13 protein-coding genes are annotated in these 16,893 nt (G+C 52.8%); 4 read left to right on the forward strand and 9 right to left on the reverse strand.

The features are described 5' to 3' along the window. Nucleotides 1-144: 144 nt before the first annotated feature. The 4 genes from H6815_03055 to sat form a co-directional block, all read right to left on the reverse strand. Nucleotides 145-1,596 carry a hypothetical protein gene (locus H6815_03055; protein MCB9859406.1) on the reverse strand — a complete coding sequence of 484 codons (1,452 nt, stop codon included), beginning with the start codon at nucleotides 1,594-1,596 and terminating at the stop codon, nucleotides 145-147. Nucleotides 1,597-1,787: 191 nt separating this feature from the next. Then, nucleotides 1,788-2,162 carry a hypothetical protein gene (locus H6815_03060; GenBank protein ID MCB9859407.1) on the reverse strand — a complete coding sequence of 125 codons (375 nt, stop codon included), beginning with the start codon at nucleotides 2,160-2,162 and terminating at the stop codon, nucleotides 1,788-1,790. A 13-nt stretch (nucleotides 2,163-2,175) separates the two neighbouring features. Continuing rightward, nucleotides 2,176-2,724, reverse strand: a complete 549-nt coding sequence (locus H6815_03065; GenBank protein ID MCB9859408.1) for an RNA polymerase sigma factor — start codon at nucleotides 2,722-2,724, stop codon at nucleotides 2,176-2,178. 123 nt (nucleotides 2,725-2,847) lie between these two features. Further along, complete coding sequence (sat, locus tag H6815_03070; GenBank protein ID MCB9859409.1) at nucleotides 2,848-4,047, reverse strand: sulfate adenylyltransferase; 1,200 nt, start codon at nucleotides 4,045-4,047, stop codon at nucleotides 2,848-2,850. Between the two features lie 312 nt (nucleotides 4,048-4,359). Between sat and H6815_03075 the strand changes: the two genes are divergently transcribed. After that, nucleotides 4,360-5,385 (forward strand): sulfotransferase, encoded by a 1,026-nt coding sequence (locus H6815_03075; protein MCB9859410.1) that lies wholly within the window; start codon nucleotides 4,360-4,362, stop codon nucleotides 5,383-5,385. Between the two features lie 46 nt (nucleotides 5,386-5,431). On the opposite strand, the gene H6815_03080 is transcribed toward H6815_03075, so the two are convergent. The 4 genes from H6815_03080 to H6815_03095 form a co-directional block, all read right to left on the reverse strand. Continuing rightward, nucleotides 5,432-6,595 carry a prepilin-type N-terminal cleavage/methylation domain-containing protein gene (locus H6815_03080; GenBank protein MCB9859411.1) on the reverse strand — a complete coding sequence of 388 codons (1,164 nt, stop codon included), beginning with the start codon at nucleotides 6,593-6,595 and terminating at the stop codon, nucleotides 5,432-5,434. 574 nt (nucleotides 6,596-7,169) lie between these two features. Beyond that, nucleotides 7,170-8,219: a hypothetical protein gene (locus H6815_03085; GenBank protein ID MCB9859412.1), complete on the reverse strand. Its 1,050-nt coding sequence runs from the start codon at nucleotides 8,217-8,219 to the stop codon at nucleotides 7,170-7,172. 319 nt (nucleotides 8,220-8,538) lie between these two features. Then, entirely contained in the window at nucleotides 8,539-9,840 is a 1,302-nt protein-coding gene (locus H6815_03090; GenBank protein MCB9859413.1) for a type II secretion system protein, read from the reverse strand. A 424-nt stretch (nucleotides 9,841-10,264) separates the two neighbouring features. Beyond that, a complete protein-coding gene (locus H6815_03095; GenBank protein MCB9859414.1) occupies nucleotides 10,265-11,611 on the reverse strand; it encodes a hypothetical protein in 1,347 nt (448 codons plus the stop codon). Nucleotides 11,612-12,481: 870 nt separating this feature from the next. On the opposite strand from H6815_03095, the gene cysC reads away from it, so the two are divergent. Then, a complete protein-coding gene (gene cysC / locus H6815_03100) occupies nucleotides 12,482-13,105 on the forward strand; it encodes an adenylyl-sulfate kinase (GenBank protein MCB9859415.1) in 624 nt (207 codons plus the stop codon). Between the two features lie 8 nt (nucleotides 13,106-13,113). On the opposite strand, the gene H6815_03105 is transcribed toward cysC, so the two are convergent. Next, nucleotides 13,114-13,995 carry a hypothetical protein gene (locus H6815_03105; protein MCB9859416.1) on the reverse strand — a complete coding sequence of 294 codons (882 nt, stop codon included), beginning with the start codon at nucleotides 13,993-13,995 and terminating at the stop codon, nucleotides 13,114-13,116. 94 nt (nucleotides 13,996-14,089) lie between these two features. Between H6815_03105 and H6815_03110 the strand changes: the two genes are divergently transcribed. Together H6815_03110 and H6815_03115 are read left to right on the forward strand one after the other, a co-directional pair. Next, entirely contained in the window at nucleotides 14,090-15,121 is a 1,032-nt protein-coding gene (locus H6815_03110) for a 3'(2'),5'-bisphosphate nucleotidase (protein ID MCB9859417.1), read from the forward strand. A 166-nt stretch (nucleotides 15,122-15,287) separates the two neighbouring features. Beyond that, nucleotides 15,288-16,718, forward strand: a complete 1,431-nt coding sequence (locus tag H6815_03115) for an FG-GAP repeat protein (protein MCB9859418.1) — start codon at nucleotides 15,288-15,290, stop codon at nucleotides 16,716-16,718. Nucleotides 16,719-16,893: the final 175 nt, after the last annotated feature.

Below are 16,893 nucleotides of genomic sequence, written 5' to 3' on the forward strand. Positions count from 1 at the left end.
GCATGCGACCCGCGAGGGTGACGATTGACCGAGTGTACACGAATACCCACCGAGAACAAGGGGCACGACGCGGAGTGTCAACTGATTTCGCGCGGTGCTCACAATGAGTTATTTATCGGAATATTATGACTCACAGTGAACCACTTATGGGCAGCCAGTCGCGTACGCATTGCCAAAGCAGATGTAATCAAACACGGTAAACAAGCTATCTCCGTCGCAGTCTGCGTACTGCTGCTGTGATGCAAATGCATTGCCAAAGCAGACATAATCAAACACATTTACCATGCCATTTCCGTCACAATCGGCGTAGCAGTGCTCGACCAATACCGCCCATTGGCGGGTCTCGCGCATCAGCGATGCTCGTGCCTGCTCGTTGCGAACCCATGGGGTGTTGTCCGTCACGACGGCTTCGAGCAGGTGCAATCCGCTTGATATCGAAAGCACCGAAAGATCGATCTGGTCTGATGTTGCGCCAGGAATCGCAACGGCATCAAGAAACCACTGCACATCAAGCGACGCGCCGACAAGGTCGATCGGATCAACGAACACGATCTCGGAACCATCCAGCACCTGGGTTGTTGGTGTGGAATCATCAATCGGATCAACGAAAGCGTACATCTGGATGATCAACGCTTCAGCCGATGGCATATTGAACGGTCTGCCAAGATTCCGCATCAATGAGTTGTTTGACGGTCGGTACACACCAAGCTGTGAATACGACGAGCCCTCGTACGTTGACACCAGCCCGTCAAACTGCGGAAAGCTCTCGTTGAGCCAGCGGAACCACTTCTGTTGCTGGGCAAGCATGGTGGCGTTCTGCAGCTTTGACGAGTTCGGAGAACTGGGCTCGCCACCCGTGTATGTGGTGGGGCCACCATAGTTGTATTCGTCAGCAAGATTTCCAATGGAGTGGCCAAACTCATGGATCGCAACCTCGGCGGCTGAGCCATTCGCTCCCGCAACTGTGGCGAGATCGCTCGACGGATACCCGGCACCACCATACTTGCTGGAGTTTGCCACCGCAAGCACCTGGTTTCGTCCGAATGGAGCGGTATTGGCATACTGCATCGCCTTGGACAGACTGACGCACAGCAGTCGCTCTGTCCCGTTGCACCAGAACGCCATGTCAAGCGCGGTATCACGCAGAATCCCCTGTGCTGGATCGTTGTCAACGCCGGAATCATTCGACACAACGTCCACCCGATGCACACGAAACAGGTTCTGGTATGTTTTGAACGGTTCACGACTGAACATCGCGTTGATCGCGTTCTGTGCATGGACTGCATACGCGCCAAGCTGGCTTGTCTGGTACCCATCGCCGACGATCACGAGATCGAGTCGATTGGGCGAACTTCCGAGCATCATCTCTGGTGAAGCGCCGTTTGGCCACACCCTGACAACACCTGCAACTGCACTTGCATCAATCTCTGCGGGCTCATCTGCGCTCGTATCCATCAGCACAACGCCGCCAGCAAGCGAGCCGTCCGCCCGCACCCAGTCGTAGTACACCTGCTCCGGATCAAAGACACTATCTGCATTCACAATACCAGCCAGAATGGTGAGAGAAAGGACACATGGAAGCAATGAAGGACGCATAACTCACCTTTCAGATCTTCGTGGGGTTTGACGCAGCAGTACGTCTATCCGTCCGAACTGGCAGACGGATGCAGCATATCACTTGAAACAACCCAGCACCCATTCGTTCAATACAGAATCAATATCCATCCATATGCACTGTCGAACTCTCTTAATCCAAGGATACTTATCGGTGCATTGAGAGGGCAGGTTCAGTCTTCGCGTTGCATCAATCGCGCAACAAGCAGTTCCACACGCTTCACCTCTCTGGTCACAGCAACGCGTTGCATCTCCATCCAGAACCAGAGCTTGACCATCGAGACTGCAATCATGCAGACAAGGAATCCAGCAGCCCAGCCGATGAGTTCCTTTGTTCCCTCGCCCGCAAAGAAACGGATCGCGCAGAACACAGCAACGCCAAGCATCACAAATGTAAACACGAACGCGACCACGGTGGTGAACCTGTTGCTCTCGCGCAGTGTCGATAACACCATGCGATCAAGCCTGAGCCCGTCGTTGGGATCGCCCAGATCTTTCGCGTCGTTTGTGCTTAATGCAGAGCGGATTTTTTCGTCGAGATTATCCATGATGCGTCTCCTTTCAGAGTGAGTTTTCAATCAACGGTTTGAGTCTGGATCGTGCTCGCATCAGCCTGGTCTTGACTGTCCCAGCGGGCACCTGCATGATGCTCGCGATCGCTTCAACACCAAGCCCATCCATGTAATGGAACACCACAACATCGCGCAAGTCAGTCGGGAGCAGGCAGATTGCTTCACGCACTGCAATCCCGATCTCATCGCGTGTATCACCATCAGAACGGCTTGCCTGCTCGGCAGCGCTAGCGTCGTGGCGCAGCTTGCGATGGTTCACGCGTCTGCGGACAACATCCGCGCACTTGTTCGACACGATCCGATACGCCCATGGTCCGAACAGCGCAGGATCGTTGAGCGATCGCAGCCCGCGCGCGATCCCAAGCCAAGTCTCTTGCACAACATCCAGCACACCATCATCATCGCCGAGTAGTCGCCGCGCACGACATGCCAAACGATCGGTCCATAGTCTCACGAGTTCATCTATCGCCTGCTCATCGCCCAGTTGGGCCTGCAGCACCAGAAGTTCCGAGAAGATATGGAAACGATCGCGTTGCATGACTCTTTGAGTATGGTCGCGCGCCGACCGATGGCGGTTCATAGGACTCCTGAATCTTTCTAAGAAAAACCCGCAGAGCTGGCTGCGGGTACAGGGAAAATCAGAACTGAACAAATGGCTGCATCAGACGCCCACAGGTGTCTTCGTTGCCCACGCGATCAATACGTCGGCAACCTCCGGACGCGAAAACTCGCCAGGGGGACGCTCGCCAGCAGCGAGCATATCTCGCACCTTCGTGCCTGAGAGGAACACCTGATCGCCTTCGATCTTCGGAAACGTCTTGCCAGACACCATCCCCTGCGCCTTCTTGGAATACGCAGCATGCTCGAACTTGAGCGGCACAATGCCAACAGAGTCCTCGCAAACCGTATCAAAGATATTCTGCGCGTCGTATGTGCCGTAATAACTGCCAACGCCAGCGTGATCGCGACCAACAATGAAGTGCGTGCAGCCGTAGTTCTTGCGAACTAGCGCATGAAGGATTGCTTCGCGAGGGCCAGCGTAGCGCATTGCTGCGGGCATCACAGTCAGGCACGTGCGTTCAGGGACAAAGTAGTTCTCGATAAGCACGTTATAGCACTGCATTCGCACATCAGCGGGAATATCGCCGGGCTTTGTCTCGCCAACAAGCGGATGGATCAGCAGCCCGTCGCAGATCTCCTGTGCACACTTGCACAAGTACTCGTGCGCACGATGGATGGGATTGCGCGTCTGGAACGCAGCGACTGTCTTCCAGCCTCGCTTTGCGAACTCGGCGCGCGTCTGTGCTGGTGTGAGACGATGATCAAGAAACGCTTCGGGGCCCTCGGGGTCAACGCAGACCGTCACCACGTCGATCGGTCCGGCGATGCATGTATCGCCTTCCTTCTTCACAGCTTCTGCGCCGGGATGGTTGCCATCGTCGTCTCCGGATGCATTAAAGAAGATCGTTGATTCCTTTGCACGATCGTGAGGGAAAACCTCCTCGACAGACATCACAGCCTGCAGTGTGCCATTGGGTGCATAGAGCGCGACACGATCACCTGCCTTGGGAGCCTTCGCGCTATCAACCGAGAGCGTAATGGGGATCGGCCAAACCTGCCCAGCCGCTGGCCCGGTCGCCAGTTTCATGCTCGTGATGACCGACTTCACATCAGCCGACCCCATGAAACCTGTCAGCGGCGAGAACGCACCGATGCCGATCATCTCGCAATCGCACGACTGTTTCGCGGTCATGTCGATGCGAGGGAGCGAAGCGGCTTCCTTGACGAGCTCGTCGCGGCGTGCGCCCGTAGCGACGCGATCAACAAGATTGCCGCCGTGCGGCGCGATAAGGTCTGACATACTTTTCTTTCCCTTTCAAAGGAGACTGCGAAAAACGCGGAATCGCCTGTCTCAGGCAAATCCGGGCACACGCGCCAGCAATATCGAAAGGGTACGCGTCACCGCGTATACGAAAGTAATCCTAACACTCGATGCTGCCAGCAAGAATGCGATGCCCTGCTGTCCAAGTGTAGAACCACATCCAATAGGGACAAGGTCCAGAAACACGAGCACAGGGAAAATGGATCGCTTCTGCATTCGCCGATGTATCCGCTGCTGAGAAGAAAAAGTGCGAACGCATCACACCGATTTGGATCGATAGACTGCCAGCACATGAGCACCACGTCCACAACTCCAACCCCACCACTTCCGGCACTCTCCGGCGGCCCCATCTTTCTGTCGGGGCGCCAGCATTCCGGCAACACGGTGCTGGCGCTGATGCTTGGGAAAGCGCGGGGGTGTTACGCGCAGATCGATGAAAATGATTTCTTTGAGCGACAGTTTGAAGTCGACAATGAGCACGAACCTGCACAGCGACTCGAACTGATGATGAAACTGCTCAGGCTTGAACATGCCGAAGCAGAATCGATCATCCGATCTTCGCTGTCTGCCATGCTCCAGTCGAATCCATCAGTTGCATCGATCGATCTCTACCGAACAGCGATGCACATCGCAACAATCGAATCTGGCAACACCTTCTGGGTACAAAAGGCAACAAGCTATATCTTCCACGTCGACACAATCTTCTCACAGATTCCCGATGCTCGTATGGTGTATCTTCTACGGAATCCGTACGACATTGTGGCTTCACGCATTCGGCGCAACCCTGGGTATGACAACGTGTGGGCGCCCACAGTTGCATGGAATCGCGGGATCAGGATTGCACGCGACTGGTCAAAGCGCGCACCTGATCGGTTTCGAATCATGCAATATGAGCACATGGTGAACGAAGGTCAGCACTCGGTCAAAGCGTTGTGCGATGCGTTCGACATTCCGTTTACACCTGAGATGCTCGATGTCCCTCATGTAAATCAGAGCAGGGACGGGAAGTACACCCTGAGCGGCTCTGGCACCGGACTCTCAAAGTCAAGAACAAACAAGTACATTGAGACATGCACACCTGCGCAGCTGCATGCGGTCGATTCGATCATCGACATGGAGGCGGTGCAGGAGTTCTACCCTGATCTGCCGCATCGTGTTTCGCCACCAAAACTCCGCTTGCAGGACAGAATGTCATCGCGATGGTTGCGCATCATCGGCCCAGTCAGGTTTCTGAAGGAGAAAGTTGTGTTTCATCGACAGATGGGGGCAAGCTGGACGTACATCCTCCGCAGACTTGTGCTTCGCGCACGAGGGTAATGCTGGTTGCATATGTGTGACAAGAACACATCAGCGCGTCTCAAGCTCAATCAATAATGTCTCGCCCTCGAGCACCATCCAGTGTGAACTGTGGTGAAAGAACACTTCCTGGCGGATGCAATGGTGGATACCCAGGCCAAGAACCAAGCCCAACGTAACTCGGCCCAAACTGTTTCGGCAAAACCCACCGACCCGAGCCATCAGCCAACCCCATGCAAATGGGACGGGGTTTCCCAGTCACATAAACAGTCTTTGCTGTCCACACACGATCATCATCTGAATAATCATCGAAGAGCACTGCTTTCAGCGATGGATAACGAACCTCACCCGTTCTGACCGACCTCCACTGCTCTGGGCCCGTTCGAGTGCGTGGATTCCAGAAGCCCGGACTCGCAAGCATGCTACAAGAATAAAGAAGCTCTGAAAAACCCTCCGCATTTGACTGGTACAAGCGGAAGTCCTCACCGGTAAATCGTCCGCCGTAATACTCGTCAGCCATCAGTACCGGCCAGATGATTGACTGCGTAAAGTGCGAATCAACACGCCAACTCGTTGACGGTTGCGTTGGAATAGTTACAGGCGTATTTGCTCCTGGCCCAACATTCAACAGAAATGGAAACTGCTCGGCATAATCAGTGGTATATGCCAGAAATACTTGGGCATGACTCGCGGTCGCATTCAGTGCAGAGACATTGCGAGCTTCGCGATGAAGGTGCCGCAGCCCTGGAATCACAAGGCTAGCAACAATCCCAACAATCCCAACAACAACAAGGGTTTCAATCAGTGTAAATGCGGATCGGCAAGACACGCCTTGATCTCTATCTCTTGTCGTCTCTGAATGCACCACACAAACCTTGTGATTAGTATGAAAAAACAAACCAAACGCGCCAAGAGCCATTATCGCAACATTACGAGGCAGCGCATCGTGGATAATGCTATTGTGGCGCGTCCATCGTGTTATTAACCCCAGACAGTTACAGTTCGGCGGAGCATTGAACAGGCTCTCGGCAGCATACACCATAGTAAATACGAGTACAAGCAATACACACATAAGCTCCACTCGACGACGGGACGCAACAACAAACCATGAACCTCCCAGAACCACTTCGACGAATGGAATGAAAACTCCGACATAGTAAGAGATCGAACTTGGAATAACCGTCCATTCTCGAACACCATTGATAAACTCGCCCAAATCGATGAGCTTCATTACACCAGCAACAAATAGAGCAGCCGGACATACGGCGCGAATAGCCAACAGAACTACGCGTTTGCTTCTTTGCATACCAACGAAATAAGAATAATAACTATCGATTAGCGATTACTATATTAAGTTTGCTGCCGTAACAATCAATCATTTCCACCACCACCACCGCCGCTACATGGGTTGCCCGACGCATAGCATTCATGCGTTGTACTGCCCGCATCATTGCAAGCACCCAATACATCGCAGTTTAATGTTGACGGATTAACCAGCAGATCACATGCCTGACAGGTAGTGACCTTTGGCCGTATCGCAGTGTTATCTGAGCCAATACCCTGTGTTTCAGGACAGTGCGTAATTGCTCCACCTGTTGCAATATTCTGGCTTCCGCAACTTCCCGGGTTGCCTGGTGCAGACACACCAACAAGGCTGCACAAATCTGCATGACTTACTGTTTCGTAGCATGGCGTTTCGCCAGCCTGAGCATACATAATGCTCGCCCCAAACAGGGTTAAGCACATACTTGCAACTATCCTCTTTTTACATAATATCATTGTCTGATCTCCTAAGTTTACAATGGTTACCGATGCTTCCGTATTCCGACCACGCCAAGGACTCCCAGTGCAATCGCTCCAGATACCCATGCCAGCGTTCCGTAGTGACTGGGACGCAACCCCTCGATGGCGGCATGGTAATCGTGGATACTTCCATCTGAGTCATAGTTTGTTATTTTATGATTTCGAAGATCGTGAACAGTATTCAATACATAATTTCCTCTGATCAGATCAGAACCCTGCGGGATCTTTGGAGTCGCAAATAACGGGCTTGCCACATCCACCGCCGATGATCCGAGGCTTTGAAGCTCCACAACTTCCCGCGGCCAAAACGAACTGCCTGACGTTTCCGCAACACGAGGCAAAACGCGTCCAGTCGTTGAATCACGCTGGAAGCTTGTAAAGACTGTCTTTCGTCTTGGATAGTCCGACAGATCAAACGGCGCCCGCACAACCTCCCGCTGCTGAAGGACAAAGTCGTCAAACTGTCGCAGATAGCAAACCGTGTAATCAACTTGCATAAGACCAGATGGCAACAACACCTCTACCGTGAGCATGTATATATCTGGTGCTTGCGAGATACAGCTTGTGATCTGCTTTGTTGCGTCGAGCTGGTATGCCAGTCCCCACTGCATCAGGCAACAAACCCAACCGTGAACCTCCGCAACTCTTGTCGTTACAACACTCGACCCGTCCTCTGAGGCGTGAGACTGTTGCACGACTCCTGCACGCATGCTGTCTACTCGTAAATCTGCTGTTTCAAGAACCCAAGCATCCTTTGAGTTCATGCCATAGTCACGAATCTTATCACGACCTGCTTTCCCAAACCTGATTCTTGTATCAGGCTCATCAGCCTGTGGTTGGTATGGATTGACATACGTCCGTCCACCAGATTCACTAACGCGAACAGATTGCTCATCCCGACACCAATATCGCAGCGTAAGTTTCTCCGGGCCTTCACGCTGCTCTGTGTCGTACCAGCCAACACAATAACCATCGGGATGATCTACTGCGTTCCGAACGATTGGACGAAGTCTCTCTACCTGTTCTTTGGTTATTGGACAGTATCTCGTCACAGTAAATACAAGCTCGTTCTCACCCAGAACCGGATAGTTTTTTCCCAAAGCAAGTTGCTGTCGAAACCACTGCTCTGCATCACCTGCAGATTGAGCAAAAGTAGCTCTCTGAACAAAAAGTGCAGCCAAAAAAACAAACAGCAGCAAGAGACACCTCACACTGCACAACATAGATTAACCTTTCTATGACAGGCGTACCCTAGATGCTATCGGCAGATTACTGATTTTCACATTGTGTGTCAATAACAAATAACGACAACCCTAAAAAATACATAAATATACCTATACTGACAACGGCCGAACAATGAGCTGCTGCTAGTCAATCAACAATGTCACGCCCTCGAGCGCCATCAAGTGTGCATTGGGCTGGCAATGAACTACCGGGGGTGTGCAGAAACGGATAGCCCGGCCAAACTCCAAAGCCGTAGTAACCCTGTCCAAACTGATCAGGTGCAACATATCGTGCCGAACCATCCACCAGTCCCATGCAGATTGGACGCTCTCTCCCTGCGAGCAATCTCGACGATTGTGTGTACGTAACCGTATCGTCAACATAATCATCAAAGAGGATCGCTTTCTTCGATGGATATCTGACTTCAGTTGTTCGCACAGAACGCCATTGCTTGGGTCCGGTGCGTGTCTGCGGATTCCAGAACTCAGGGCTCGCCAGCAGGCTGCAACTGTAATATAACTCGGGCCAAAAGTCGTTATCGCTGTTTGAATACAAGCTGAAATCATCACCAATAAATCGACCATCGTAGTAAGAATCTGCCAACAGCACATTCCACATATATGACTGGACAAAGTGAGATTCGACCGGCCATGACGCTGGAGGTGTTGTGTTCACTTGTATTGGCGGATTCGAGTTTGGAGCAACATTCAGCATGAATGGGAACTGGTTTGAGAAATCGTTTGCGTATGCCAGAAATATTGTAGTGTGCTGCTTCGTCGCTGAAATCGCTGCGGTGCGATACGCCTGTTTCCGAAACTGCTTGAGCGACGGGACAACAATCGAAATCACCAGGCCAATTACCGCTATTGTGACGATCGTTTCAATCAAAGTGAATCCATGAGTTGCTCTACGCGAAGATCGGTCTGATGTCTCTTCGCCTGATTGTGCTGGACTCACACAAATGCCGCCCAAATCTCCATATTTTCTCTTCGCCAGCCACCATTGCAATCCCATACCAACCACCAGCACTAAAATCAGAACAATATTGCGGGGGATTACTTTGTTCAGCATCGCATCGTGGTATACCCATTGCGACAGACGTCCCAGACAGTTGCAGTCGGGGGGGACGTTATACCAGCTCTCGAAGCTGTATGCACCAATGAACACTGCAAGCAGACCAAGGCAAAATAACTCAACCCGCTTTGAACATCCACAGAGAAACCACGCACCTCCAATACAAAATTCAAAGAGCGCAATACCAGGCGCAACGTATCCAGCGAACCCTTCAGGAATAATTACCCAGTTGTCAAGGCTTGCAACGAACTCATCCAGTGCGATGAGCTTGGCTGCTCCAGCAACAACGAAGACAAGTGGACAAACCGATCGCAACAGCCACGAAAGTGTCTGGCTAGGCGAAAATCGATTTCGTGACTGTTGCGATATAATCATGGATTAGTTCCCCATTCCCCCACCGCCGCCGCCTTCACAGCTTGCTCCAAATGCAAAGCACTCATGCGTTGTGGATGCTGGCGAACTGCAACCAAGCTCTACCCGGCAGTTTCCAAACGAATCCATCCCAAGCTCACAGGTCCAGCACTTTGTTACCTTTGGGCGAATGTCCGTATTGTCAAATCCGTTGGTAGCCGACGGACAATCGGTTATTTCGCCTCCCTGAGTAATATAATACACCTCACATGTCAAGGGATTGCCTGGGGGCGGAGGTGGCAGAAACGAGCACAACGAAAAGTGCGTTACCGTTTCATAACATGGATACTCTCCGGCCTGCGCCCACAGAATTCCTCCCGCAGCAACACATCCACACGCTGCAAGAATCGCATGGCTTTTCCGATACATATAACCTCGCTTTCATTCCTTATCGACCCAATCGAACACGAACTCCCACAGACGCGTACTTTCGCGCTGCGAACACACCAAGCACAATCACACCGATCCCGCACAGCATCCAACCCAGCATGGCGTACCTGTTCCCCTTCAGTGAATCCGCTGAGACGTGGTAGTTGTATGGAGTGCCGTCGTAGTTGAATGTCTTTGTTGATCCGTTTCGCAGATCATGGAATGCAATCACCTGATAGCTTCCTCGCACAGGATCATCGCCAAACGGCACTTCGGGTGTTGCAAACAACTTCTTTGATGGCGACGTCTCCAGCGGGATGTACTTTTCGAGTTTCAGAACAGTTCGTGACTTTGTCTGGCATCCTGACAGTTCTACCGAGTACGGATGTACTTTCCCGGTCACAGGATCTCGTCGATGGTCATGAAACTCGCGAACACTGCTCCACGCGTTTGGCGCGTCGTAAGGGCCAGCAATCCATTTCATTTGTTCAACAACGAAATCCTCAAACTCCGGCATATACCTGATGCGAAACTCGGATACCAGTGGTGGCTTGGTGCGCTTTGATTCGGTCACCACGATAAAACAATCGGGGCTGACTTCATTTATTTCTCGAATAGAAACAAGATTGTTGAGTTCAAGCGTGATACCACTCTGAAGCAGATACGATACCCAATCACGCACTTCGGTCATTCTAATATCGACCAGCCCAGGTATCCCATACTCCTCCCAGCTCTGCTTGACACTTCTGTCAACGGCAGATTCGTTATCAACCCGCAGATCCTGCGTTTCAAGCACCCATGCTTCAGAAGCGTTTAACCCCATATCCATCTGCGGCTCACGCCCCAACGCGCCAATAAATACACCAGCACCAGGTTGTCGTGGAGGTTTGTAAGGATTGTCATATTGTCTTCCACCACTGATGTGATACCGCACCCTGTTCTGCCCGGTGCACCAATATCGAACAGTCAACACCTCAGGACCTTCCTTCTGCTCGGTGTCATACCACCCAACAACTGCCCCTTTGGGATGATCAAATGCCTCCCTTACCTGCGGCCGCCACATCTCAACGTCATCTGCTGTGTACGGGCAGTAGAGCGTTGCACTGATCTGTAGCTCGTTTTTTCCGATCTCAGGGAACGATCTCCCCTCCTCTGTCCGTGCTGTAAACCATGCTCGGACATCCTCAACTGTCTGCGCACATGCAGGAGAGAGCTGGAGCACAAGAGCGCACACAAAGGCAATTACACCGCACGATCTGCAAGTAGAAAAACGATTGAACATTTGCGAGTCTTTCTGGCCAACGCGATCAAGGGGTTTCCATTGGATCGCTGCAGCATCGCTGTTCTTATGTCTGGTTCTTGTCATTTGATCGGCCTTGTGTTTCTGCCTGACACTTCAAAGATTCTGTTTCAGGGAATATGACGGAGCAAGCTGAAACTGTCAAGCTGCATACCAGTGAATAAGAGAAACTGCGTATATTTTGAAACCAGTGTGACACATTTGTGTGCGGCATAAACCCACATTTACTCAATATTGTGAAACTGCTGTAAAAGTAATACAGTGTTATAAAAACTGAATGTAGAGATCAGAATGGCAGATGCTTGCGCGATTGTCAACGATCGACACGATGTCACCTGCTTTGAGTTTTTTGTTTTCAGTCATATACGGACAGCAACGGACAAAGATTGCAGAAGAGTAATAATGCGATGATGACAACCTGTTTCTTGGTCACATTTATGCAATACCTTTCATGAGCGCGTGGATGAATATGATGCGCATCAATTTAAAAGCACACAAAGACAGTCGCAGATCGTGCAGAATGCTCACCAAAGAAGTCCGCAGACTTTTTGAGCTTTGTACAGATTTCCTCGACGCAAGATAACGAGAGAGCAGACGCGGAGTGTTGTTGCAGATCAGCGATCTGTTCTCCATCTTTGGCAATCAGTTGCATAGCCAGCCGTGTCTGCTTGTTTCAGAGCGCGGCTTGCTCGCGCTGGATCGCCCCCTGAACACGGCTGAACGCGAGGGCATCTCTGCGTTCTGCACAGACTTGGATCTGACTCGTTACAGATGCACCGCAACCAAGCAGCCATGGGCGATAACCTTGAGCTTTCGGCGTCAGGAGCAGCGAACACAACTGTAATGGGATGACGAAACCCGGTTTCCCGCTACACTTGAGTCTGGCGCCTCTTTGACCTGCGCCGATCACATCACAGCCTGCTGGAAGACCACATAATGAGCACAGCCACCGAGATCAAAGCCACAAACATCCACTGGCACGAGGGAAATCTCACCCGCGACGAACGCTGGAAAGCTCTTGCCACCACGGGCGCAACCGTCTGGTTCACAGGGCTTTCCGCTTGTGGCAAGTCCACTATCGCTAGCGCCCTTGAGCAGGTGCTCGTCCAGTCTGGCGTGAACTGCTACCGGCTCGACGGCGACAACATCCGGTTCGGACTCAACAAGAACCTCGGGTTCAGTGCCGAAGATCGTGCAGAGAACATCCGACGCATCGGCGAGGTCGCCAAACTCTTCTCAGACGCGGGCACCATCACATTGACCAGTTTCATCAGTCCGTACATTGCCGATCGTGACGCAGCCCGCGCTCTCCATGACGAGGCAAGACTCCCGTTCATTGAGGTGTTCGTGGACACCCCGATTGAGGAGTGCGAGAAACGCGATCCCAAGGGGCTCTACAAGAAGGCTCGCGCTGGCGAGATCAAGGGTTTCACAGGCATTGACGATCCGTACGAAGCACCAAAGAACGCTGAACTTCGTATCGACACGACGGGCAGGTCCATCAATGAGTGCGTGCAGGACGTCGTGGATTACCTGACGAGCAAGGGATTGATGAAATAATATCAGTTCTATTTGTTTGATATCTCACGGACTTTTAGACGCGAGAGCCACACCGCTCTCGCGTTTTCATATCTGCTGCCTTTGCCGAGCCCGTGGATCGCCAGTTCGCGTGCATCGAGCACACCTGCAGCCATGAGCACCCTCGCCTCGCGAAACGGCGCATCAATCATCGCCAGACACAACATCGTCACCGCTGCAAAGACCGGCGAGAGGATCAGACCCGACTGGATGTCAGGTCGGGTCTCCATCGTTATCATCACAACCAGCACGCACACGCCGATGATCCCGCAAAGCGCAACGTTCCACAGGGACTGACCCCGATCGTTCTTCCGTGATCGTGCCATCGCGTGAACAATCACGCCGAACAGCAGGCCAACGCAAACAGCGTTTGTGATCCCAGCAATACTCATAGCACGCGGCACATTGTGCAATCCATAAATGAGCAGCACCATATAGATAAGGCAGCAGGCCAGCATGGACATCGTATACCGAACCATCCACGACCTGACATGGTTCGTGCATACGTGTGCCAGCACGTCGTGTGATGCGCCTGCAACGCGCTCCAGACGCTGCAGAGCGATGCGCTCGAACAACCAGTACACAGCCAGACCGAGTACACACAGCGCGGCGGTTGAAAAGCCGACACACAGCGCTTCCACGGTGCCGCTGGAGTGGGCTGACAATGTATTCAGCAGCAGCACAAACTGAATGAGAGTCAGCGCATACCCAGCCCAGATCAGACTCCACGCATGCTTCACTGTTTCGGTCTGGTTCGCGACAACGCGCTCGTAGCGGCTGGCGTCATACAGGGCACCAATCCCCTCAGCGGAGAGGAGCATTCGGCTTGTCCGGCGCCGGTTCGAGACCGATGTTTCAGAAGTTGCTGCCATACGTGATTACAGAGTATAGAAAGTATTGAGATTCAGTTGGTGAAAACCGGGAACCGCTTGCCTCGATCGATCGGCCAGGCTTTGATCGATTCACATGGCACACACGATCACCGATGATGTTCTTACCGCTGCACTGGCTGCCGTCTCGGACGCGTGCGCGGTCTGCAGGCACGTGCAGATCAAGCTCGACGACATCAAGGCGATGTCCAAGGATGATAAGAGCCCGGTGACCATCGCCGACTATGCCAGCCAGGCGATCGTGAGCCAGCAGCTTCGCATCCGATTGGGTGTGCATTCGATTGTCGGCGAGGAGAGCGCGAGCGCATTGCGCAGTGCTGAGAACACAGTGCAGCGCGAGCAGGTGCTCGACGCGGTGCGCCTGGCCTGGCCGGGCGCAGCTGAAAACGAAGTGCTCGACGCGATCGACGCAGGGCATGCAGATCCAAAGAACGACAACGCGTTCTGGACACTCGATCCGATCGACGGCACAAAGGGGTTTCTGCGTAACAACCAGTACGCTATCGCGCTCGCGTATGTTGTCGATGGCGAGCCCGTGCTGGGCGTGCTCGGTTGTCCAAATCTGAGCGCATCATTTGATGCGTCGTTCGATGAGCCCGATCGCACTGGTTCCATCTACTACGCGATCAAGGGAAAGGGCACGTTCCAGATCACCGGCACCGACATCCGCGAGCGTGGTGAGCGTGTATCGGCAACATCGCGCGACGACGGCACACTCTCTGTGTGCGCAAGCGTCGAGAAGGCCCATTCGAATGTCAGCGACACCGACCGCATCATGGACCACATCGCGTCGGACATGAACACAACGTGGAAGCCTGTGCGTCTTGACAGCCAGTGCAAGTACGCTGTTGTCGCGCGCGGGCAGAGCAACGCGTACCTGCGCCTGCCGACCAAGAAGGGATACGTCGAGCGCATCTGGGACCATGCAGCTGGTGCGCTCGTCGCGACCGAGGCTGGTGCCATCGTAACCGATGTGCATGGCAAGCCCTTGGATTTCTCGCATGGTCGCGGGCTGGAGCAGAACCGTGGCGTGGCCTGCGCGACACCGAACATCCACGCGAGGGTGATCGACGCGATCAAATCGCTCAATGTGTGCCAGATTGCTTGATTTTATAGGTCTTCATTTCTCTCCGCCTTGTCAACCCAAATCTCCTACAAAATGTCGGAACTCTTGCGCGTTCCGCGTGTCAAAATGCTGGTATGCGCGATGTCTCGGCATCGCGCGTGAACTGGATCAATATCAACACACAAGAGTTTGAGAAAGCGAGAGCGTGATGCGTCTGCCCGTTAACTTGTCAAAGCGTGGTCGTTGTCGTGTTCTACCCGTTGCAGTGGGCTGTGCGTGTGGCATCACAAGTATTGCACAAGCGCAGTGCACCGAAGGATGCAACGCTATCCACACATTTACTGGCGAGAACGTTGGTGATCAGTTCGGTTGGGTGTCAAACTCCATGGGCGATCTAAACAACGATGGCGTTCAGGATTGTGTTATCTCTGCGACAACATTCGTTGCGACAAGCGCAACGGGAAAGATCTATGTCTACTCCGGCAAGACAGGCACATTGATGTGGTCAAAGTCTGCAGAGCCCGGTGTGCAGCGCCTTGGGTATGATGTTGCAAATGCTGGCGATGTCACCGGTGACGGAATCAATGATGTCATCGCAGGCGCACCATTTGGCAGCGGACCACGCGCCATTTTGTATGATGGCACAAACGGGCAGTTCGTCCATGAGATCATCGGGCAGGTCGGGTATGGTCTTGGATATGACGTCAATGGCGGCGGTGACTATAACGGCGATGGTGTGAACGATCTGGCGATCGGGGCTGCAACCGACTCCACTCTTATTTCAAATCAGGGCAAGGTATATATCTACTCAAGCGGTGGATTTACACAAATAGATGATCTTGACGGGTTCGCTGCAGGCGAAAGGTTCGGATCTGCTGCGGAGTTTATCGGTGATATCAATGGCGACGGACGCGACGATCTTGCTGTTGGCGCAATGGGCGGCACGAATGCGTACGTCTTCAGTTGGGACGGCACACAATCACAACTCATCAGAACGCTCCCCGCGAACACACCAACATCCGTGTACGGGCAATGGTTCATGAACGGCGGCGACGTGAACGGCGACGGAATAAACGACATCTATGTTGCAGATTATGCTGCAAACCGTGCGCACATCTTCGACGGCACCAACAGCAACAAACTGTGGACGCACATGCAGATCGGCGGGTTCGGGATCGGACGCATCATCGATGACATCGACGGTGACGGTGGCGCAGACATGATTCTCTGTTCGTGGGCGGACAGTTCCGGCGCACCGCAAGGAGGCAAGGGGTATGTGTATTCCGGCAAAACAGGCGCGGTGCTGGAAACATTCACACACGATGTTGCAGGAGCAAACTTCGGGTTCGACGCCAACGGCATGGGCGACGTCAACGGCGACGGAATGTTTGATTATCTCATCACTGCAGCATCGGATTCTTCGAGCAGAGGCAAGGCATACATCATCGCTGGGAACATTGGGCCCGCATCGTGTTATGCTGATTGCGATACCTCAGGAACCCTGAACATCTTCGACTATATCTGCTTCGGGAATGCCTACGCCAATCAGGATCCGTACGCTGACTGCGATGGCAGCGGTGGCTTGAACATCTTTGACTACATCTGCTTTGGCAATGCATTTGCGATTGGCTGCCCGTAGTTCACTGCTGGTTCTCGGACATTCAATAAAGGAACCCAACCCGTCTTTTTGCTCGGGAATCTTGGCATCGCGCGAAATCGCGATCGAATAGGACGAGTTCTCGACCGATTCCTCTATACCGTGGGTGTGAAACACCTTATCACTGTCGGTATGCTGTAGCGCATGCCACGGGTTG

Source organism: Phycisphaeraceae bacterium, from assembly GCA_020639155.1.
In the GTDB taxonomy this organism is placed as follows: Bacteria; Planctomycetota; Phycisphaerae; order Phycisphaerales; family UBA1924; genus JACKHF01.

Coding starts and splice junctions, on each gene's coding strand:
- H6815_03110 (MCB9859417.1), top strand. CDS start 14,090: ATGGCACACACGATCACCGATGATGTTCTTACCGCTGCACTGGCTGCC.
- H6815_03055 (MCB9859406.1), bottom strand. CDS start 1,596: ATGCGTCCTTCATTGCTTCCATGTGTCCTTTCTCTCACCATTCTGGCT.
- H6815_03095 (MCB9859414.1), bottom strand. CDS start 11,611: ATGACAAGAACCAGACATAAGAACAGCGATGCTGCAGCGATCCAATGG.
- H6815_03105 (MCB9859416.1), bottom strand. CDS start 13,995: ATGGCAGCAACTTCTGAAACATCGGTCTCGAACCGGCGCCGGACAAGC.
- H6815_03115 (MCB9859418.1), top strand. CDS start 15,288: ATGCGTCTGCCCGTTAACTTGTCAAAGCGTGGTCGTTGTCGTGTTCTA.
- H6815_03090 (MCB9859413.1), bottom strand. CDS start 9,840: ATGATTATATCGCAACAGTCACGAAATCGATTTTCGCCTAGCCAGACA.
- cysC (MCB9859415.1), top strand. CDS start 12,482: ATGAGCACAGCCACCGAGATCAAAGCCACAAACATCCACTGGCACGAG.
- H6815_03080 (MCB9859411.1), bottom strand. CDS start 6,595: ATGAAGCTCATCGATTTGGGCGAGTTTATCAATGGTGTTCGAGAATGG.
- sat (MCB9859409.1), bottom strand. CDS start 4,047: ATGTCAGACCTTATCGCGCCGCACGGCGGCAATCTTGTTGATCGCGTC.
- H6815_03075 (MCB9859410.1), top strand. CDS start 4,360: ATGAGCACCACGTCCACAACTCCAACCCCACCACTTCCGGCACTCTCC.
- H6815_03065 (MCB9859408.1), bottom strand. CDS start 2,724: ATGCAACGCGATCGTTTCCATATCTTCTCGGAACTTCTGGTGCTGCAG.
- H6815_03060 (MCB9859407.1), bottom strand. CDS start 2,162: ATGGATAATCTCGACGAAAAAATCCGCTCTGCATTAAGCACAAACGAC.